Source organism: Pseudescherichia sp. (genome assembly GCF_031987975.1).
In the GTDB taxonomy this organism is placed as follows: Bacteria; Pseudomonadota; Gammaproteobacteria; order Enterobacterales; family Enterobacteriaceae; genus Pseudescherichia.
This window is the reverse complement of record NZ_DALZYX010000005.1, coordinates 214327-234394: the sequence shown is the minus strand read 5'-3', so window position 1 is coordinate 234394 and position 20068 is coordinate 214327. Positions and strand designations below refer to the sequence as shown.

The 20068-nt window shown below is 54.4% G+C and carries 23 protein-coding genes and 1 other annotated feature; of the genes, 16 read left to right on the top strand and 7 right to left on the bottom strand.

The features are described 5' to 3' along the window. Positions 1-38: 38 nt before the first annotated feature. Positions 39-281, top strand: a complete 243-nt coding sequence (gene cedA, locus RTN40_RS10845) for a cell division activator CedA (RefSeq protein ID WP_312228460.1) — start codon at positions 39-41, stop codon at positions 279-281. Between the two features lie 53 nt (positions 282-334). On the opposite strand, the gene RTN40_RS10840 is transcribed toward cedA, so the two are convergent. The 3 genes from RTN40_RS10840 to hxpB form a co-directional block, all read right to left on the bottom strand. Then, a complete protein-coding gene (locus tag RTN40_RS10840) occupies positions 335-1726 on the bottom strand; it encodes an L-cystine transporter (protein ID WP_312228459.1) in 1392 nt (463 codons plus the stop codon). Positions 1727-1861: 135 nt separating this feature from the next. Next, positions 1862-2452 (bottom strand): metal-dependent hydrolase, encoded by a 591-nt coding sequence (locus RTN40_RS10835; RefSeq protein ID WP_312211026.1) that lies wholly within the window; start codon positions 2450-2452, stop codon positions 1862-1864. 124 nt (positions 2453-2576) lie between these two features. Beyond that, complete coding sequence (gene hxpB, locus RTN40_RS10830; RefSeq protein WP_312228458.1) at positions 2577-3245, bottom strand: hexitol phosphatase HxpB; 669 nt, start codon at positions 3243-3245, stop codon at positions 2577-2579. Positions 3246-3393: 148 nt separating this feature from the next. Here hxpB and RTN40_RS10825 point away from each other — a divergent pair, with 148 nt between their 5' ends. Next, the gene (locus tag RTN40_RS10825; protein WP_312228457.1) at positions 3394-3930 is read left to right on the top strand and encodes a YniB family protein; all 537 of its coding nucleotides are present in this window, start codon (positions 3394-3396) and stop codon (positions 3928-3930) included. A 25-nt stretch (positions 3931-3955) separates the two neighbouring features. Here the strand turns inward: RTN40_RS10825 and RTN40_RS10820 are convergent, their stop codons facing one another. The 3 genes from RTN40_RS10820 to pfkB form a co-directional block, all read right to left on the bottom strand. Next, entirely contained in the window at positions 3956-4816 is an 861-nt protein-coding gene (locus RTN40_RS10820; protein ID WP_312228456.1) for a fructosamine kinase family protein, read from the bottom strand. 103 nt (positions 4817-4919) lie between these two features. Then, on the bottom strand, positions 4920-5213 hold the full coding sequence (gene ghoS / locus RTN40_RS10815; RefSeq protein ID WP_312228455.1) for a type V toxin-antitoxin system endoribonuclease antitoxin GhoS: 294 nt from the start codon (positions 5211-5213) through the stop codon (positions 4920-4922). A gap of 45 nt (positions 5214-5258) precedes the next feature. Beyond that, positions 5259-6191 carry a 6-phosphofructokinase II gene (gene pfkB, locus RTN40_RS10810; protein WP_312228454.1) on the bottom strand — a complete coding sequence of 311 codons (933 nt, stop codon included), beginning with the start codon at positions 6189-6191 and terminating at the stop codon, positions 5259-5261. Positions 6192-6482: 291 nt separating this feature from the next. On the opposite strand from pfkB, the gene RTN40_RS10805 reads away from it, so the two are divergent. Beyond that, positions 6483-7241 carry a YdiY family protein gene (locus RTN40_RS10805; RefSeq protein WP_312228453.1) on the top strand — a complete coding sequence of 253 codons (759 nt, stop codon included), beginning with the start codon at positions 6483-6485 and terminating at the stop codon, positions 7239-7241. Between the two features lie 260 nt (positions 7242-7501). Continuing rightward, complete coding sequence (locus RTN40_RS10800; protein WP_103821112.1) at positions 7502-7735, top strand: hypothetical protein; 234 nt, start codon at positions 7502-7504, stop codon at positions 7733-7735. 129 nt (positions 7736-7864) lie between these two features. Here the strand turns inward: RTN40_RS10800 and RTN40_RS10795 are convergent, their stop codons facing one another. Then, a complete protein-coding gene (locus RTN40_RS10795; RefSeq protein ID WP_312228452.1) occupies positions 7865-9316 on the bottom strand; it encodes a flagellin in 1452 nt (483 codons plus the stop codon). A 205-nt stretch (positions 9317-9521) separates the two neighbouring features. On the opposite strand from RTN40_RS10795, the gene fumD reads away from it, so the two are divergent. The 12 genes from fumD to btuD all read left to right on the top strand — a co-directional run bounded on the left by fumD (position 9522) and on the right by btuD (position 20018). Then, positions 9522-9743, top strand: coding sequence for a fumarate hydratase FumD (gene fumD / locus RTN40_RS10790; protein WP_312228612.1), 222 nt, complete (start codon positions 9522-9524; stop codon positions 9741-9743). 646 nt (positions 9744-10389) lie between these two features. Further along, positions 10390-12318, top strand: coding sequence for a threonine--tRNA ligase (thrS, locus tag RTN40_RS10785; protein ID WP_312228451.1), 1929 nt, complete (start codon positions 10390-10392; stop codon positions 12316-12318). A 3-nt stretch (positions 12319-12321) separates the two neighbouring features. After that, positions 12322-12864: a translation initiation factor IF-3 gene (gene infC / locus RTN40_RS10780; protein WP_039058207.1), complete on the top strand. Its 543-nt coding sequence runs from the start codon at positions 12322-12324 to the stop codon at positions 12862-12864. Between the two features lie 93 nt (positions 12865-12957). Further along, complete coding sequence (gene rpmI, locus RTN40_RS10775) at positions 12958-13155, top strand: 50S ribosomal protein L35 (protein ID WP_001124225.1); 198 nt, start codon at positions 12958-12960, stop codon at positions 13153-13155. 47 nt (positions 13156-13202) lie between these two features. Further along, on the top strand, positions 13203-13559 hold the full coding sequence (rplT, locus tag RTN40_RS10770) for a 50S ribosomal protein L20 (RefSeq protein ID WP_007374646.1): 357 nt from the start codon (positions 13203-13205) through the stop codon (positions 13557-13559). 59 nt (positions 13560-13618) lie between these two features. Continuing rightward, positions 13619-13742 (top strand) — a sequence feature (Phe leader region). Further along, a complete protein-coding gene (pheM, locus tag RTN40_RS10765) occupies positions 13624-13668 on the top strand; it encodes a pheST operon leader peptide PheM (RefSeq protein WP_001386830.1) in 45 nt (14 codons plus the stop codon). It overlaps the preceding feature by 45 nt. Before the next feature lie 62 nt (positions 13743-13804). Continuing rightward, positions 13805-14788: a phenylalanine--tRNA ligase subunit alpha gene (gene pheS, locus RTN40_RS10760; protein ID WP_312228450.1), complete on the top strand. Its 984-nt coding sequence runs from the start codon at positions 13805-13807 to the stop codon at positions 14786-14788. A gap of 15 nt (positions 14789-14803) precedes the next feature. Further along, positions 14804-17191, top strand: a complete 2388-nt coding sequence (pheT, locus tag RTN40_RS10755; RefSeq protein ID WP_312228449.1) for a phenylalanine--tRNA ligase subunit beta — start codon at positions 14804-14806, stop codon at positions 17189-17191. Positions 17192-17195: 4 nt separating this feature from the next. After that, positions 17196-17495: an integration host factor subunit alpha gene (ihfA, locus tag RTN40_RS10750; RefSeq protein ID WP_006820203.1), complete on the top strand. Its 300-nt coding sequence runs from the start codon at positions 17196-17198 to the stop codon at positions 17493-17495. A gap of 100 nt (positions 17496-17595) precedes the next feature. Further along, positions 17596-18576, top strand: coding sequence for a vitamin B12 ABC transporter permease BtuC (gene btuC, locus RTN40_RS10745; RefSeq protein ID WP_312228448.1), 981 nt, complete (start codon positions 17596-17598; stop codon positions 18574-18576). Between the two features lie 141 nt (positions 18577-18717). Next, positions 18718-19269: a glutathione peroxidase gene (locus RTN40_RS10740; RefSeq protein WP_312228447.1), complete on the top strand. Its 552-nt coding sequence runs from the start codon at positions 18718-18720 to the stop codon at positions 19267-19269. A gap of 11 nt (positions 19270-19280) precedes the next feature. Continuing rightward, positions 19281-20018 (top strand): vitamin B12 ABC transporter ATP-binding protein BtuD, encoded by a 738-nt coding sequence (btuD, locus tag RTN40_RS10735; protein WP_409418526.1) that lies wholly within the window; start codon positions 19281-19283, stop codon positions 20016-20018. The last annotated feature ends 50 nt before the right edge of the window (positions 20019-20068 follow it).

Below are 20068 nucleotides of genomic sequence, written 5' to 3'. Positions count from 1 at the left end.
TGCCTGTATTTGCAATCTGTTTTAGTGAACTCTCGCCTATGAAACCTTTTCGTCAAAATAACCGCCCTGTTATCAGCTATATACCCCGCGTGGAGCCTGCGCCACCCGATCACGCCAACAAGGTGGAAGGGTTTCGTGACGTCTGGCTGCTGCGCGGTAAGTACGTAGCGTTTGTGCTGATGGGGGAGCATTTTCGCCGTTCGCCAGCGTTTAGCGTGCCGGAGGCAGCCCAGCGTTGGGCAGAGCAGATGCGTCAGGAAGGGGAGATTGACGAGGCGTAGACTCGCCTCAAAAGCAAAATTCCCGGCAGCGTAGGCCACCGGGAAGATGGATTTTAGCGATGCGCCAGTTCGGCACTCTCTTCGCTATTCAACACCTCTTTATCGGTCTGCTTCAGCCACTGGCTGGTGAGCGTCCCGGCGGTCATTGAGCCGTTGACGTTCAGCGCGGTACGACCCATATCGATCAGCGGCTCTACGGAGATCAGCAGCGCCACCAGGGTAACCGGCAGGCCCATCGCTGGCAGCACGATCAGCGCCGCGAAGGTCGCCCCGCCGCCCACGCCCGCTACGCCGGCAGAGCTGATGGTGACCATGCCTACCAGGGTCGCGATCCACAGCGGATCCAGCGGGTTAATTCCCACCGTAGGCGCAACCATCACCGCCAGCATCGCTGGATAGAGACCAGCACAGCCGTTCTGGCCGATGGTGGCACCAAAGGAGGCTGAGAAGCTGGCGATAGACTCCGGCACGCCCAGACGACGGGTCTGCGCTTCTACGTTCAGCGGAATAGAGGCGGCGCTGGAGCGGCTGGTAAAGGCAAAGGTCAGCACTGGCCACACTTTGCGGAAGAATCTCAGCGGGCTAACGCCGTTCACCGCCAGCAGAATACCGTGAACTACAAACATGATCCCCAGACCCAGGTAGGACGCGACGACAAAGCTGCCGAGCTTGATGATGTCCTGCAGGTTGGAGCCTGCCACGACTTTGGTCATCAGCGCCAGCACGCCATACGGCGTCAGCTGCATTACCAGACGCACCAGCTTCATCACCCAGCTTTGCAGAGTATCGATAGCGGTCAGCACGCGCTGGCCCTTCGGCGCATCGTCCTTCAGCAGCTTCAGCGCAGCCACGCCGAGGAACGCAGCAAAGATAACGACGCTGATGATGGAGGTTGGGTTCGCCCCGGTCAGATCGGCGAACGGGTTTTTCGGTACGAAAGAGAGCAGCAGCTGCGGCACGCTCAGATCCGCCACCTTGCCCGCGTAGTTGCTCTGAATGGCGTTCAGGCGCGCGGTCTCTGCCGTACCCTGTACCAGCCCTTCGGCGGTGAGGCCAAACAGGTTAGTCACCAGCACTCCGACCAGCGCCGAGATCAGCGTGGTGAACAGCAGCGTGCCGATCGTTAAGACACTAATTTTTCCCAGCTGGGAGGCGTTGTGCAAACGAGCTACCGCGCTCAAAATAGAGGCAAACACCAGCGGCATGACGATCATCTGCAGCAGCTGGACATAGCCGTTACCGACCACGTTAAACCACTGGATGGAATCTTTCAGTACCTGACTGTCTGCGCCATAGATCGCTTGCAGCGCCAGGCCGAACACCACGCCCATCGCCAGACCAACCAGCACTTTCTTTGCCAGACTCCACTGCTTATGCCGTGTCTGCGCCAGCAGAAATAGCAATGCCACGAACACCACGATGTTCGCAATTAAAGGGAAATTCATTTCAGATCTCCTGAACGGTTTTTTATAAGACGACGCGTTGCACGCCGTCCTGTTGCCGCCAAGGTTAGCAGAAGTGTGATTCAGCTCTTATATCCAAATGGAATGGGTTATAAGTAAATGTTTAAATCAGCCTGATTAATGACCGGATTGCTGGTTAATAAAGCGATTGAACTCACCCTGCACTGTATTAATAACCTGAGAAGACCAGCGCACGGCGCTGTTATCGGACACACCCTGTGGCATCCAGACCGCCCAGGTAAAGAGCACCATGCAGAGCACGCGCTCAAGCTGGTTACCGCGCTGCGGCCTAAGGATAGGCAGGCGGAAACGCCAGCGGCAGGGCCACAGCAGCGGTACGCCGGCAGGGGTAAGCATATCGGCCAGAATATGGCTCAGATAGCCCAGCACCATGCCCTGCAAAACATCGGCAGGGATAAACCAGCTATCAGGCACTTTCAGATAGAAGAGCGTTACGGCGATAAACACCGCCAGCAGGCTATGGGTGAATCCCCGATGACCAAAGGCCCGGGCGATGGGTTTGGAGATCCACTTCAGACGCTGTCCGAGGAACGATTTCGGGTGATCGATATCCGGGAGCAGGCAGGTCACAATGGCTGAGGGAACCACATGCCACCAGTCCCCCTGCGCGAGCACAGGGGTCAACTCGGCGTTCTTGGCAAACACCGCGCAGGCAATGGAAAAAAGCAGGTGTCCTTCCGCCGTCATGATCATACTCACTTAACTGTCGAAGTATACAGTATAGGGTTTTTGTACAGTAGGCGGAAGAGGTGACGGTGTAACACTTTGTCACCGATTTACTTTTATTTTCCTCAACGGGGTAAAATGCGTGCTATCCGCGCAAATCTTGTCCGGTCAGCCGTGCGAGGGAATCAAGCTTGACGTTGGCCAGCGCATACCGCGGGTCCTGACGATTCTCTTCCGCGGGCACGACGATGGCGCGCATGCGGGCGGCTTTGGCGGCAATCATGCCGTTGACCGAATCCTCTAAGGCAACGCAGGTCAGAGGATCGACGCCGAGCTTCGCCGCGCAATCCAGGTAGACCTGCGGATGGGGTTTACTGTAGGGGAGCGTCTGCGCCGAGGCGAGGGCATCGAAGTAGTCGCTCAGTTCGAAAAGCGACAGCACCTTCTCCAGCATATAGAGCGGTGAGGCTGACGCCAGGCCCACTTTTAATCCTTCGGCTTTACAGAGCGCCAGCGCCTCACCCACGCCGGCCAGCAGGGGACGTTTCTCTTCCACCAGCGAAATGGTTCGTTGAATGATCCGGTTCGTGACCTCCTGCTTATCTGGCCCGCTCCAGGGCTGCATGGCGTACCAGAGATCGACGACCATATCGATGCGCAAGCCAAGCGTATCGGGCATCTCATGACGGCGGGTGACATCAACGCCGAGGCTGGATATGACCTCCAGTTCGGCCTGGTCCCAGAGCGGCTCGGAGTCGATAAGCAGGCCATCCATATCAAAAATAGCGGCGAGGATCTGACGCGGGGTTGACATAACAACCTCTCCTTATGAGTGGAATAAATAGACAGATGAACGTTCATTATGGCTATTGCTTCAGGATAACGCTTTTAAAAATGGGCGAAAACGGTGTTCTGAGGGTAGACTTAACCAGCAAATGGAACGTCTTAAACAAGGGGAATAGATGACGTATCAACAAGCTGGACGCATTGCCGTGCTGAAGCGCGTTCTGGGATGGGTAATTTTTATCCCGGCGGTGGTCTCCACTCTGATTTCCGTACTCAAATTCATGTACGATCACAGCGAAAAACAGCCTGGTATCAACGCCGTGATGCTGGATTTTGCCCATGTCATGATTGAGATGATGCGTTTTAACACGCCGTTTCTCAACTTCTTCTGGTACAACTCGCCGACGCCGAACTTCCATCAGCAGCTGAATATTGGTTTCTGGATCATTTACGCGCTGATCTTTGTTGGGCTGGCATTACAGGCCTCCGGGGCGCGCATGAGCCGCCAGACCCGCTTCCTGCGGGAAGGAGTTGAGGACCAGCTCATCCTTGAGAAGGCGAAAGGCAGCGACGGGTTAACCCGCGAGCAGATCGAGTCGCGCATTGTCGTGCCCCGTCACACCATCTTCCTGCAGATCTTCCCGCTCTACGTGCTGCCCGTGATTATCATCATTGCCGGGTACTTCTTCTTTACCCTGCTCGGGTTTATGTAGCCGAACTTATCCAGGGCCGCGTTAATTAAGCGGCCAAAATCCTGTCCAGCGCCTGCTGGGCCGTCACCAGATGCTGCCCGCCGAAGAGGATCGCCCGGTTAAACAGCGTATAGAGCTGATAAATTGGCTGACGCTCCAGAAAGCCGTTTGGCAGAGGCATCACCGCCTGGTAGCCATCATAGATCTGCGGCGGCTGCTCCGGATGAAGCGGTAGCATCGCCAGATCGCACTCTCTGTCTCCCCAGTAGCATGCCGGGTCAAAAATATAGGGACCGTTTGGACCCAGCGCGCAGTTGTTTGACCAGAGATCGCCATGCAGTAAGGAAGGCTGTGGCTGGTGGGCGGCGAGGCGCTGCTGGATGTGCTCGACAATGGCATCGATGTTACCAAACGCGAGGCCTTTTTCTGCCGCCAGTTCAAGCTGCCAGCCGATACGCTGTTCGGCAAAAAAGGTTGACCAGCGCCGCTGCCAGGCGTTTGGCTGGGGCGTGGTTGAGAGATCGTTATCGAAATCGAGGCCAAACTGCGGCTGCTCGCTCCACTGGTGCAGGCGTGCCAGCTGCTGGCCAAGCAGAAACGCATTATGCGCATCCAGCGGGCGGGGAGGGAGATACTCCATGATCAGAAAACTGTAGTCACGATCGCTGCCTACGGCGATCGCCTCCGGAACGCTGACCGTGCGGCTGCGGGCCAGTAGTTCAAGCTGATCCGCCTCGGCGGTAAAGATGGGCAGCAGTTCGCGTTCATCACACTTCATAAACAGATCGCGACCACCGAAGCGTATATGCCATGCTGCGTGGATCTCTCCACCCGGCAGCTCATTACGCAGCTCGATTTCACCTTCACCAAGCTGCTCGCTTAACAGACGACTCACCGCTTGCCACATGCTCTCTCTCCCCTGCAATCTGCCAGATTAAAGGTTAGCGCGCTAACGCAGCATAAAATACGATTCTGCGCACACCCTGTATGTCGCGTGCGCGCAAAGGCACTTATTGCTGCTGCGTCTTCAGCCAGTTCTCCCAGGTCGTGACCTCAATAGCAGGCTGCCTGTCGATGGCGCTTTCTGCCAGCGCCAGTGCCTGCTCTTTAATATCATCCTCACTCAGCGGACTGACCAGGCCAAACGTATTGGTTCCCAGCTCGTGGACCTTGCCATCGTCATCGCTCAGCGTGAGGAGATAACCGGCAAGTGTGAAGGTGTTATTAAGCTCGTTAATTTCAGTCAAACTATGCTCGTGAAATTTTACCGTTATTACGTAGCGAGTGATATCCCCACTGGCCATAGCTCACCTCATTGTTATCACAACATTTTTTCGCATAGACAACGATCAGTTCTGACACAGATAAGCATATATCTTTTGTGTGTCTTCCTGACCGCAGAGGCGCGTACCGTGGTTGATGGTCGCGGCACTACCGGCGGCGACGCCAAAGCGCACCATATCCTCCAGCGAGGCGTTTTCTGCCAGCTTCAGGGTCATCGCCCCTACCATGCTGTCACCCGCGCCCACTGTACTTTGACTTTTAACCGGAGGGGGAACGACCTGCACGCACTGCTGCTCGTCTACCCCCAGCGCGCCCTGTGGGCCGAGAGAGACCACAACACGCTTAGCTTTGCCGCTGTTAACCAACTCCTGGGCGGCGCGCCGAACATCATCCGGCTGGGTCAGATCCCGGTTGACCAGCGCGGCCAGCTCTTTCTGGTTAGGCTTCACTAGCTCAATACCGCCAATCTCCAGCGCGGCGGCCAGCGCCTCGCCAGAGCTGTCAACGATGCAGCGGATACCGTTATTCTGTGCAGCCTTAATCAGCTGGCCCATCTTTTCTACCCTGACGCCCGGGGGCAGACTGCCGCTGATCACCAGCAGTGAACCGCTCTCAATAGTGAGCACCTGCTCCTCGAGCTGGCGGAACTCATCCTCGCTCAGCGCCGCGCCGGGCATCACAAAACGATATTGCTCGCCGCTGGTCTCAACGTGCACGTGCAGGTTCTGCCGCGTCCAGTCATGCGTGGCGACCTGGATTGTCGTGACCTTCTCATCCGCCAGCAGGGCGGTAAGATGTTCCCCCGTCGCCCCGCCCGCAGGGAAGATTGCCGTGGCGCGTCCGCCCAGGTGCACGATGGCGCGGGCGACGTTAATTCCGCCGCCGCCGGGTTCAAACACCGGCGCGGTGCAGCGTAGCTTACCTTCGGGATAGATCTGCGGAGTCAGCGTCGCGCTGTCCAGCGACGGGGCCAGGGTCAGAGTATAGACTGCTGTCATTTTCATCTCCTTTCGCTTGGTTGTCCTAAGCCTGGCACTGAATTGCCCGAAGGGAAAGTAAATAACAGCATGATTTTCCAAATAAATAACGATAAGCGTCCGGGAAGGGCATTATACGTTTATTGGGGGTTTGAGAGCGCTCTTATTCAAAAAACGAAAGAAGAATACATTGCTATGTTATTTGAGCCTTTTTATAATTTGTTACCTTTCTTCAGATTGCTAAACGTTGATCCTGAAGGAAGTTTCCAGGACCGTAGGTCCTCTTTTTTTTGCTGTACGGACTCTTTATAAATGAAGCTTTTGAAGACAGTACCCGCTGTTGTTATCCTGGCGGGAGGCGTGCTTGCGTCGATGAATGCTGCCGCAGATGATACCGTTTTTACTGTCATGGACGATCCCTCCTCAGCACAGAAACCCTTCGAAGGTAATGTGAATGCAGGCTACCTGAATCAGTCAGGTAACACGAAAAGTACCTCCCTGACCGCTGACTCAACGCTGACCTGGTACGGCAATACTACCGCATGGTCGCTCTGGGGAAACGCCAGCAATACCTCTTCTAACGATGAGCGCTCTTCAGAGAAGTATGCAGTGGGCGGTCGTGCACGTTATAACGTGACCGACGTTGACTACGTGTTTGGTCAGGCAAGCTGGCTTACCGATCGCTACAACGGTTATCGTCAGCGTGATATTCTGACCGCCGGTTACGGTCGCCAGTTCCTGAATGGTCCGGTGCACAGCCTGCGTTTTGAATTTGGTCCGGGTGTGCGTTACGACGAGTACACCGACGGCGATAGCGAAACCCAGCCGCTGGGCTATGCATCCGGTGCGTATACCTGGCAGTTTACCGACAACGCTAAGTTTACTCAGGGCGTATCGGTATTTGGCGCAGACGATACTACGGTTAACTCTGAGACCGCGCTGAACGTAGCTATCAACGAACATTTCGCTCTGAAGCTGGCTTACAACGTAACGTGGAACTCCGAGCCGCCGGCATCCGCCCCGGAGCATACCGATCGTCGTACCGTCATTTCGCTCGGCTATAAAATGTAATTGATTTTGGGCCGGTTATTCCGGCCCGCTTCAAATTAACTTTTTGTGCTATTAAACCCTGCAACAATGTTTTATTTCTTCAGGAAAAGGGTTTCTCCTTTTTCCCTCCTTAATTTCATCCGCTGCAACATATTCAATTTATTTGACACTTTTTGATAAATAAACTGACTAGGCAAAAGTGTGATCTGGATCTACACTTTACCCACAGGCAAAAAAACGCCTCCGCAATAATGTACTAATTCAAACAGAGAAGAAACATTATGAAAACAATCAAAACACTCGCCGCCGCCACGGTGCTTTCGGCACTCTCTTTTGGCGCATTCGCGGCTCAGCCAAGTTATAACACTGCCAGTCAAACCACCTACCCAAGCGCTACCTTTAACGCAGCGGATATTGAAGCAGGCTCTAATATCCAGCCTGGCTCGCAGAATACCGGTCGCTCAACGGATGATGCTTTCGATGTTCACACTTTGGTTGCCGGTGAATGGTATTAATGGATTTAGCCTTTAGCAATAATTGCTTTTTTACATCCGGGCGTCAGCCTGACTAAGTAAAAAACCGGAGCATGCTGTCCCGGTTTTTTTATATCTGTCATTCTGCGTAAAGTTTTCTCATTATTGTATTTAGCTACGTAATAAAGAAAGCAGGTTCTCAGGTGCCTGATTCGCTATTTTCAATACCGCGTTTTGACTCTCCTGCAAAATTTGCGCTTTGAGCATTTTGCTGGTTTCCAGAGCATAATCAGCGTCCTGGATCCGGCTTTGCGCTGACTGCGTGGCGATTTTCTGCTGCGCCAGCACCGATTTGCTGGATTCAAAGCGATTAATGGCGGCACCATACTGCGAACGGTAACCATCTACCTTTGCCAGCGCGTTGTCTAGCGCACCCATCGCCGAGCGAGCAGACTGCACGGTATCCAGCCGGGCATCATTTATACCCAGCGTTTTAGTATCGGCAGGGGTCGTATCGAGCGTTGTAGTCTCGATTTTATCGCCAAAGTTGGCGCTGGTGACGACCTGATAGGGGATACTCTGCTTCGAAGGGCCGGCAGGCTGGACGGTCGGCGTCTCCAGGTTTCCCCAGGTCAGCTTACCGGTGAAGGAACCGTTTCCTACCACAGCGACAATCAGATCTTCGGTGACGTTGTCAATGGTCACCCGCTCCAGCAGATTAGCGCCGTTGTTCCCGTCGTTAAAACCACCGGAGGTACTGTCCTCATAACGATCACCGTCGCCACTAAAGGCTATCTTCATTCCGTTATAGTCCAGAGTGCTACTGCCGTTAATATCCCAGGCTGCACCGCCCGAAATAAGCAACGAGTCATCGTAGGTGGCGCCACTCTGGAAACCGTTGGCTTCCGAAAGCAAGCGTGAGTTCGCGCTGGCGTTGTCGGTGATGCCGTTGCTCACCCAGGTGTAATCCGCATCGCCGCCATTTACAGGCGTGCCTGCCAAGTGTTTGCCGTCGCGGGTAAAGAGCTGAATATCATCATCCGCGCCGAGAGAGTTGATGGTAATGGCGATATTGGTCGAACCGGCCGCAATATAAGCCAGCGGAACGATGCCCGAGGTGAAGGCGAAATCTTTGTTCGCCACCGGGAATTTGGTGCTTACCGGAGCGACGTTGCCGAGCAGAGCAGGCTGCAGCTCGGGACTGTCGGTAGCCAGTGGGTAAAGGCCAAAGATTTCGGTTCCTTCGGAGATACTGTTGATGCCGGCGAGAATGCTGGCAAATTCGTTTTGAATACTGGCGCGATCGCTTTCCGAAAGCGAGTCGTTCACCGACTGGATAGCGAGTCCCTTGGCACGTATAAGCATTAAGCTTATTGAACCGAGACTGCTCTCCGCGGTTTGCGCAAGGCTGATGGCATCATCAAGCCCCCGGGAAATCACGCTGTCAGCGTTAATATTTGCGCCCATCCGATTGGCAATAGCGAGACCTGCGGCATCATCCTTTGCACCATTAATCCGCAGTCCGGACGCGAGCCTTTCGATCGATTGCTGAAGGATCGATGAGGTTCCCGGCCGAGCTTTGAGACTGAGGCCTGCAATACCGTTATAATTTATCGATTGCATATGTTGTGTCGCGATGCTGTTTGCCCAATGTAGGCTATAACATCGGCAAAATTTAGCTTAACTTTAAAAATATTGCTTACAAAAACGACAGCCCTGGGCGCTCAATTGCCTAATTATTGATATAGTGCGCCGGATCGCTTGACGTTAGCAGGGTTTTTCTATGTGCTATGCCTTTAAATTCAGCGACAAACGGAAAGAGGGCACCATGGGTAACCAGGCAAAAGAGAGCGAGCTGTATGATGAGATGTGCCGCGTCGTAGGTAAAGTGGTGCTGGAGATGCGCGATTTAGGCCAGGAGCCGAAGCATATTGTGATTGCTGGGGTGCTCCGTACCTCGCTGGCTAATCAGCGAATTACACGCTCTGATCTCACTCGCCGGGCCATGGAGACGGTCATTAACGCCCTCGTTCCCGAAGGCAAAGCCTGAACAGCGAAAAGGCCTCTTGCGAAGCCTTTAGTTAATCAGTCACTTTATTCATCTGCCTGCTTACGGGAATACACATCGAGGCGGTAAGCCGTTCCCCACAGGTTGCGCATACTGCGCCATGTGGAAGCTTTTTATCACGGTGGTGCGATGAAAACTGAAACTTGAAACCATGGCAGACGGGACAAAAGAATTTGAGGTTTGGAATAACCCCTCCAGTCCGTTGAGTGGAAACACCACCCTAACATGTTTATTTGTGGTTGAGGGATATATCGTCAAGTAAATAGCGTTTTTTTCAAGGCTACAAATACGCTTCACTGAATGCACTTCTCAGGCATTATTACGTTTATTGATAAGGCGTTTCATTTTTTAATTTTACACATTTATTACAAGTCACCAGATTACATCCCTTGAAATAGTGTAGGCCAACCCAAAGATTAACCGAATGCAACGCTAGCCTTTTAACTCACTGATTAGACGTGTAGTATCAGAGGTGAGCTTATCAACAGCCGAGCAGGGTACAGCGTAATTTCTGTACAGATTCGTCAGAGTGAAGACGAAAACTTGCCTTAAGCCGTTGATAATAATTTAAAAATAGTTTTGTACGTGACCTTTCGTGGGGGTCACCACTGCAAATAGAGGATCTCACATGCCTGTAATTACCCTTCCTGACGGCAGCCAACGCCAGTTCGACCGCCCTGTTAGCCCAATGGATGTTGCCCTTGATATCGGCCCTGGCCTGGCGAAAGCCTGCATCGCCGGTCGCGTCAACGGTGACCTGGTCGATGCCAGCGATCTTATCGAAAACGATGCGCAGCTGGCGATTATTACCGCCAAAGATGAAGATGGCCTGGAAATTATCCGCCACTCCTGTGCGCACCTGTTAGGTCATGCCATTAAACAGCTGTGGCCTAATGCCAAAATGGCTATCGGCCCGGTTGTAGATAACGGCTTCTACTACGATATCGATCTTGATCATACGCTGACCCAGGAAGATATCGACGCGCTCGAAAAGCGTATGCACGAGCTCGCCGAAACTAACTATAACGTCATTAAGAAAAAGGTAAGCTGGCACGAAGCGCGTGAAACGTTTGTTGCGCGCGGCGAAAACTACAAGGTTACCATTCTTGATGAAAATATTGCGCATGACGACAGGCCTGGCCTGTATCATCATGAAGAGTACATTGACATGTGCCGCGGCCCGCACGTGCCGAATATGCGCTTCTGCCATCACTTCAAGCTGATGAAAATTGCCGGGGCCTACTGGCGCGGCGACAGCAACAATAAAATGCTGCAGCGTATCTACGGTACCGCGTGGGCAGATAAAAAAGCGTTAAACGCCTATCTGCAGCGCCTGGAAGAGGCCGCGAAGCGCGACCACCGTAAAATTGGTAAGCAGCTCGACCTGTATCACATGCAGGAAGAGGCGCCGGGCATGGTTTTCTGGCATAATGATGGCTGGACTATCTTCCGTGAGCTGGAGACCTTCGTGCGCTCCAAGCTGAAAGCATACCAGTATCAGGAAGTGAAAGGCCCGTTCATGATGGACCGTGTGCTGTGGGAAAAAACCGGCCACTGGGACAACTACAAAGATGCGATGTTCACCACCTCTTCAGAGAACCGTGAGTATTGCATCAAACCCATGAACTGCCCTGGCCACGTGCAAATTTTCAATCAGGGTCTAAAATCCTACCGCGACCTGCCGTTACGTATGGCGGAGTTTGGTAGCTGCCACCGTAACGAGCCATCAGGCGCGTTGCATGGCCTGATGCGCGTGCGCGGGTTCACTCAGGATGACGCCCACATCTTCTGTACGGAAGAGCAGGTGCGTGATGAAGTGAACGCCTGTATTCGTATGGTCTACGATATGTACAGCACCTTTGGCTTCGAAAAGATCGTGGTCAAACTCTCTACTCGTCCGGAAAAGCGTATCGGCAGCGACGAGATGTGGGATCGTGCTGAGGCGGATTTAGCAGTCGCGCTGGAAGAGAACAACATCCCGTTTGAGTACCAGCTGGGTGAAGGCGCGTTCTACGGTCCGAAAATTGAATTTACCCTGTATGACTGCCTCGATCGTGCATGGCAGTGCGGTACGGTACAGCTGGACTTCTCCCTGCCGTCTCGTTTGAGCGCCTCCTATGTGGGCGAAAACAACGAGCGCCAGGTACCAGTAATGATCCACCGCGCCATTCTTGGGTCACTGGAGCGCTTTATCGGCATCCTGACCGAAGAGTTTGCGGGCTTCTTCCCGACCTGGCTTGCGCCAGTGCAGGTTGTAGTCATGAACATTACCGATTCTCAGGCCGATTACGTTAACGAATTGACGCGTAAACTACAAAATGCGGGCATTCGTGTAAAAGCGGACTTGAGAAACGAGAAGATTGGCTTTAAAATCCGCGAGCACACTTTACGTCGTGTCCCTTATATGCTGGTTTGTGGTGACAAAGAGGTTGAGGCCGGCAAAGTCGCCGTGCGTACCCGTCGCGGTAAAGACCTGGGTAGCCTGGACGTAAATGATGTTATCGAGAAGCTGCAACAAGAGATTCGCAGCCGCAGTCTTCAACAACTGGAGGAATAAGGTATTAAAGGCGGAAAACGAGTTCAAACGGCGCGTCCCAATCGTATTAACGGCGAGATTCGCGCCACGGAAGTTCGCTTAACTGGTCTGGAAGGCGAGCAGCTTGGCATTGTGAGTCTGCGAGAGGCTCTGGAAAAAGCTGAAGAAGCCGGGGTCGATTTAGTTGAAATTAGCCCTAACGCCGAGCCGCCCGTTTGCCGTATAATGGATTACGGCAAGTTCCTCTATGAAAAGAGCAAATCTTCTAAGGAACAGAAGAAGAAGCAAAAAGTTATCCAGGTTAAGGAAATCAAGTTCCGACCTGGTACAGATGAAGGCGACTATCAGGTAAAACTCCGCAGCCTGATTCGCTTTCTCGAAGAGGGCGATAAGGCCAAGATCACGCTGCGTTTCCGCGGTCGTGAGATGGCCCACCAACAGATCGGTATGGAAGTGCTTAATCGCGTGAAAGAAGATCTGAATGAACTGGCAGTGGTCGAATCCTTCCCAACGAAGATCGAAGGCCGCCAGATGATTATGGTGCTTGCTCCTAAGAAGAAACAGTAAGGCCATCAAGTAATCATACCTGTGGGCCACAAGCTCACAGGTCTGGTTCGCCTTTGTTTCGTTTATCAACAATGCGAAGTGGAAGTTATTAAAATGCCAAAGATTAAGACCGTACGCGGTGCTGCTAAGCGCTTTAAAAAAACCGGTAAAGGTGGTTTTAAGCACAAGCACGCTAACCTGCGTCATATTCTGACCAAAAAAGCTACCAAGCGTAAACGTCACCTGCGTCCGAAAGCCATGGTTTCTAAAGGCGATCTGGGCCTGGTCATCGCGTGCCTGCCGTACGCATAAGTCGTTTACCTTTTAACCTTTTTTAAGAATAGATACAGGAGAGCATCATGGCTCGCGTAAAACGTGGTGTAATTGCACGTGCACGTCACAAGAAAATTTTGAAACAAGCTAAAGGCTACTACGGTGCGCGTTCACGCGTATACCGCGTTGCCTTCCAGGCTGTTATCAAAGCTGGTCAGTACGCTTATCGTGACCGTCGTCAGAAAAAGCGTCAGTTCCGTCAACTGTGGATTGCGCGTATCAACGCAGCAGCACGTCAGAACGGTATTTCTTACAGCAAATTCATCAACGGCCTGAAAAAAGCCTCTGTTGAAATCGACCGTAAGATCCTGGCTGACATCGCTGTATTCGACAAAGTGGCATTCTCTGCCCTGGTCGAAAAAGCGAAAGCAGCTCTGGCCTAAGCCAGTTAGAGAGAGGGAGCCTGGCTCCCTCTTTTTATTGTTCACCATACAAGGTAATGCAAGCATGAATGCTGCTATTTTCCGCTTCTTTTTTTACTTTAGCACCTGATCCCAGGAGGCTTGCGCGTGAAAGAAGAAACGAAAAACAGCGCCGGAAAGCCTCCCCAGGGAGGCTTTTTTTATGCCTGTATGGAAAAATATGAGATCACCATAACGGTGTCAGCACCGACATAATGAGGAAAACCATGTCACATCTCGCAGAGCTGGTTGCCAGCGCCACGGCAGCCATTAACGAGGCTACAGATATTGCGGCATTAGATAATGTGCGCGTCGATTATCTGGGCAGAAAAGGGCAGTTAACCCTTCAGATGACAACCCTGCGTGAGCTGCCGCCCGAAGAGCGTCCAGCCGCCGGTGCGGTGATTAACGAAGCCAAAGAGCAGGTGCAGCAGGCGCTAAACGCCCGCAAAGAGACGCTGGAGAGCGCTGCGCTGAACGCACGTCTGGCAGCAGAAACCATTGATATCTCTCTGCCGGGCCGCCGCGTTGAGAACGGCGGTCTGCATCCGGTAACCCGCACCATCGACCGCATTGAGAACTTCTTCGGCGAGCTGGGCTTTACCGTGGCAACCGGTCCAGAAATTGAAGACGATTACCATAACTTTGACGCACTGAACATTCCGGGTCACCACCCGGCGCGCGCCGACCACGACACCTTCTGGTTTGACGCCACCCGTCTGCTGCGTACCCAAACCTCCGGAGTGCAGATCCGCACCATGGAGAACCAGCAGCCGCCGATCCGCATTATCGCCCCGGGCCGTGTCTATCGTAACGACTACGATCAGACCCACACCCCGATGTTCCACCAGATGGAAGGGCTGATCGTCGATAAAAACATCAGCTTTACCAACCTGAAGGGGACCCTGCACGACTTCCTGAACAACTTCTTTGAGGAAGATTTGCAGGTTCGTTTCCGCCCGTCCTATTTCCCCTTCACTGAGCCTTCCGCTGAGGTGGACGTCATGGGTAAAAACGGCAAATGGCTGGAGGTGCTGGGCTGCGGTATGGTGCACCCGAACGTGCTGCGCAACGTGGGCATCGATCCTGAAGTGTACTCTGGCTTTGCGTTCGGCATGGGGATGGAGCGTCTGACCATGCTGCGCTATGGCGTTACCGATTTACGCGCGTTCTTCGAAAACGATTTGCGTTTCCTTAAACAGTTTAAATAAAGGCAGGAAAAAATAATGAAATTCAGTGAACTGTGGCTACGCGAATGGGTTAACCCGGCGGTCGACAGCGAAGCGCTCTCCGATCAAATTACGATGGCAGGCCTGGAAGTGGACGGCGTTGACGCCGTGGCCGGCAGCTTTAACGGTGTCGTAGTGGGCGAAGTGGTTGAGTGCGGCCAGCACCCAAATGCCGACAAGCTGCGCGTAACCAAGGTTAACGTCGGCGGCGAGCGCCTGCTTGATATCGTCTGCGGTGCGCCAAACTGCCGCCAGGGTCTGAAGGTTGCCGTGGCGACCATCGGCGCGGTGCTGCCGGGCGATTTCAAAATCAAGGCTGCCAAGCTGCGCGGCGAGCCGTCCGAAGGGATGCTCTGCTCTTTCTCCGAACTGGGTATTTCCGACGATCACAGCGGTATTATCGAGCTGCCAGCGGATGCGCCGATCGGTACCGATATTCGCGACTACCTGAAGCTCGATGATAATACCATTGAGATCAGCGTCACCCCGAACCGCGCCGACTGCCTGGGAATTATCGGCGTCGCCCGCGACGTTGCCGTGCTGAACAAGCTGCCGCTTACCGAGCCTGAGATCGCGCCGGTTGCCGCAACCATCAGCGATACGCTGCCCATCAGCGTTGAAGCAGCCGATGCCTGTCCGCGCTACCTGGGCCGCGTGGTCAAGGGTATCGACGTGACCGCGCCAACCCCGCTGTGGATGCGTGAGAAGCTGCGCCGCTGCGGCATCCGCTCTATTGACGCGGTTGTGGACGTAACGAACTTTGTCCTGCTGGAGCTGGGTCAGCCGATGCATGCCTTCGATCTGGGCCGTATTGAGGGCGGGATCGTTGTGCGCATGGCGAAAGAGGAAGAAACGTTGGTCCTGCTCGACGGCAGCGAAGCGAAGTTGCAGGCCGATACGCTGGTAATTGCTGACCATAACAAAGCGCTGGCAATGGGCGGTATCTTTGGTGGCGAACACTCTGGCGTGAATGGTGAAACCCAGGATGTACTGCTGGAGTGCGCCTTCTTCAGCCCGCTCTCTATTACTGGTCGCGCCCGCCGTCATGGCCTGCACACCGATGCCTCTCACCGCTACGAGCGCGGTGTTGATCCCGCCCTGCAGTACAAAGCGATGGAGCGTGCGACGCGCCTGCTGCTGGATATCTGTGGCGGTGAAGCCGGTCCGGTTATTGATGTGACTAACGATGCTGCGCTACCGAAGCGCGCGACCATCACGCTGCGTCGCAGCAAGCTGGATCGTCTGATCGGCCACCATATTGCCGACGAGCAGGTCAGCGATATTCTGCGCCGTCTGGGCTGTGAGGTGACCGAAGGCCAGGACCAGTGGCAGGCGGTTGCGCCGAGCTGGCGTTTCGATATGGAAATCGAAGAGGATTTGGTCGAAGAGGTTGCCCGCGTCTACGGCTACAACAGCATCCCTGATGAGCCGGTACAGGCGGGTCTGATCATGGGCAGCCACCGCGAAGCGGATCTGTCGATGAAGCGGGTAAAAACCATGCTTATCGACAAAGGTTACCAGGAAGTGATCACCTACAGCTTCGTGGATCCGAAACTGCAGCAGCTGATCCATCCGGGCGAAGAAGCGTTGATCCTGCCAAGCCCGATCTCCAGTGAAATGTCGGCCATGCGTCTGTCGCTGTTGACCGGTCTGCTGGGGACAGTGGTCTATAACCAGAACCGTCAGCAGAGCCGCGTACGTATTTTTGAAACCGGGCTGCGCTTTGTACCTGATGCGCAGGCGAATCTGGGGATCCGTCAGGATGTGATGCTGGCCGGAGTTATTACCGGAAGTCGCTATGAAGAGCACTGGAACCTGGCAAAAGAGAGCGTCGATTTCTATGATTTAAAAGGCGATCTGGAGTCCGTTCTCGATCTGACCGGCAAGCTGGCTGACGTCCAGTTCAAAGCGGAAGCCAACCCGGCTCTGCACCCGGGCCAATCCGCCGCGATTTATCTGAAAGGCGAACGTATTGGTTTTATTGGGGTTGTGCATCCGGAGCTGGAACGTAAACTGGATCTGAACGGCCGGACGCTGGTGTTTGAGATTGAGTGGAACGCCATTGCAGACCGCGTGATTTCGCAGGCGCGGGAAGTATCTCGCTTCCCGGCAAACCGTCGTGATATCGCGGTTGTGGTCGCGGAAAACGTCCCTGCAGCAGAAGTTTTGGCTGAGTGTAAGAAAGTTGGCGTAAATCAGGTAGTTGGCGTAAACTTGTTTGATGTGTACCGCGGCAAGGGCGTAGCGGAGGGCTATAAGAGCCTCGCTATCACCCTGATCCTTCAGGATACCGGCCGTACACTCGAAGAAGAGGAGATTGCCGCTACCGTTGCCAGATGTGTAGAGGCATTGAAAGAGCGATTCCAGGCATCATTGAGGGATTGAACCTATGGCGCTTACAAAAGCTGAAATGTCAGAATATCTGTTTGATAAGCTTGGGCTTAGCAAACGGGATGCCAAAGAGCTGGTAGAGCTATTTTTCGAAGAGATCCGTCGCGCTCTGGAAAATGGTGAGCAGGTAAAACTCTCCGGTTTTGGTAACTTTGATCTGCGTGATAAGAATCAACGCCCGGGACGTAACCCGAAAACGGGCGAGGATATTCCCATTACAGCCCGGCGCGTGGTGACCTTCAGACCCGGTCAGAAATTGAAAAGCCGTGTCGAAAACGCTTCGCCCAAAGCAGAGTAATCTGAACTAACCAAAAAGGCCGCACCTGCGGCCTTTTTTCTTTTCACTCGCCGCCCGGCATCTTAAAATCAACCTCATGACGTTAAGCAGGATGGATCCTATGCTAGCTCTTGCCCACCTACACACGCGTCGCCATGCCCGCTGGCTTGGCGGGCTCTCACTGCTTCTGCTGCTGGCTATCGCGGTAAGCCTCTGCGCAGGCGAACAATGGATTGCACCCGGTGACTGGCTCACCCCGCGCGGGCAGCTCTTTGTCTGGCAGATCCGTCTGCCCCGCACCCTTGCGGTCGTGCTGGTCGGTGCGGCGCTGGCGCTCTGCGGCACCCTGATGCAGGCGCTGTTTGAAAACCCATTGGCGGAGCCGGGCTTGCTCGGCGTCTCTAACGGTGCGGGCGTGGGCCTGATTGCCGCCGTCATGCTGGGGCAGGGGGCGCTACCTGCCTGGGCACTTGGCCTGTGCGCCATTGCCGGGGCGCTGATTATTACACTGATCCTGCTGCACTTCGCCCGTCGTCATCTCTCCATCAGCCGTCTGCTGCTGGCGGGGGTTGCGCTGGGCATTATTTGCAGCGCGCTGATGACGTGGGCCATCTACTTCTCAACCTCATTCGACCTTCGCCAGCTCATGTACTGGATGATGGGCGGGTTTGGCGGCGTTGACTGGCAGCAGGGATGGTTGATGCTGGCTCTGCTGCCGGTGATGGGATGGGTCTGTATGCAGGCACAGCCGCTCAACATGCTGGCGCTGGGAGAGACGTCTGCCCGTCAGCTGGGCCTGCCGCTGTGGTTCTGGCGCAATATACTGGTGGTCGCCACCGGCTGGATGGTAGGCGTCAGCGTGGCGCTGGCCGGATCAATTGGTTTTATTGGCCTGGTGATCCCCCATATTCTGCGTCTCTGCGGCCTGACCGATCACCGCGTACTGCTGCCCGGCTGCGCGCTGGCAGGGGCAACTGCGCTGCTGTGTGCTGACATTGTCGCCCGTCAAGCGCTTAACGCGGCGGAACTGCCCATCGGTGTAGTGACCGCAACGCTGGGCGCACCGGTATTTATCTGGCTGCTGCTGAAGGCGGCCAGGTAACAGCGTAATCACACCGCATTTAACTCCCTCTGACTAAGAAACTTTTAGTATAAAATTGCGGATGAATGCACGCCGTCTTATTGTCTATTATTAAAGGCCGGCGACTGAACCGGTGGCGCGTTTGATAACCAAGGGGAAGCTATGCAACACGATATTCTGAACACTGACGTGACGACAATTGATGGTGAGAAGACCACGCTAGCGGATTACCAGGGCAAGGTACTGTTGGTGGTTAACGTAGCGTCAAAATGCGGCCTGACGGCGCAGTATGAGCAGCTGGAAAACATTCAAAAAGCCTGGGCGAAAGACGGTTTCGTGGTGCTCGGCTTTCCCTGCAACCAGTTTTTAGGCCAGGAGCCGGGCAGCGAAGAGGAGATCAAGGAATTTTGCAGCACAACCTATGGCGTCACCTTCCCGATGTTCAGCAAAATTGACGTTAACGGTGAAAACCGTCATCCGCTCTATCAGAAGCTGATTGCCGCCGCACCCACTGCCGTGGCGCCGGAGAAAAGCGGATTTTATGAGCGTCTCGCCAGCAAAGGCCGTGCGCCGCTCTATCCTGACGATATTCTCTGGAACTTTGAAAAATTCCTGATCGGTCGTGATGGTGAGGTCGTTCAGCGCTTTGCGCCGGATATGACGCCGGAAGATCCTATCGTGATGGAAGCTATCAAGCTGGCGTTAGCAAAATAGTGAAAACGTTAATGACGCTACAGGATGTAGCGGAATCCGGCAGGCTGGGGCCAGTCACGGCCACGGTCAATGCCGGTGAGATCCTGCATCTGGTGGGACCTAATGGAGCCGGGAAAAGCACCCTGCTGGCGCGAATGGCAGGTCTGGCGAGTGGCGCTGGAAACATCATGTTCAACGGCACGCCGCTCGATACCTGGCATGCGACCGCGCTGGCCCGGCGTCGCGGCTACCTCGCCCAGCAGCAAAATCCACCTTTTGCGATGCCGGTCTGGCACTATCTGACGCTGCACCAGCCCGATCGCTCCCATACTGAACTGCTGCATGACGTGGCCGGTGCGCTGGGGCTTGATGATAAGCTCGGGCGCGCGGCGAACCAGCTTTCAGGCGGAGAGTGGCAGCGGGTGCGTCTGGCGGCAATAATTTTGCAGATCCATCCAGAAGGTAATCCTGAGGGGCAAATGCTGCTGCTTGATGAGCCGATGAACGGCCTTGATGTTGCCCAGCAGGCGGCGCTCGACCGTCTGCTCAGTGCACTCTACCGGGCGGGCATTACCATTGTGATGAGCAGTCACGATCTCAACCATACTCTGCGGCATGCTCAGCAGGCATGGCTGCTGCGCAGCGGTAAGCTGATTGCCAGCGGTCCGCGGGACAGCGTCCTGACACCGGCCAGGCTGGCTCAGGCCTATGGTATGCCTTTTCGCCGTCTTGACGTTGAGGGGCATAGCGTACTTATTTCTACACTGTAAACGCATAGCATATTGCGCGGCGCTTTACCGCCACGCTAAATTACTGGAAA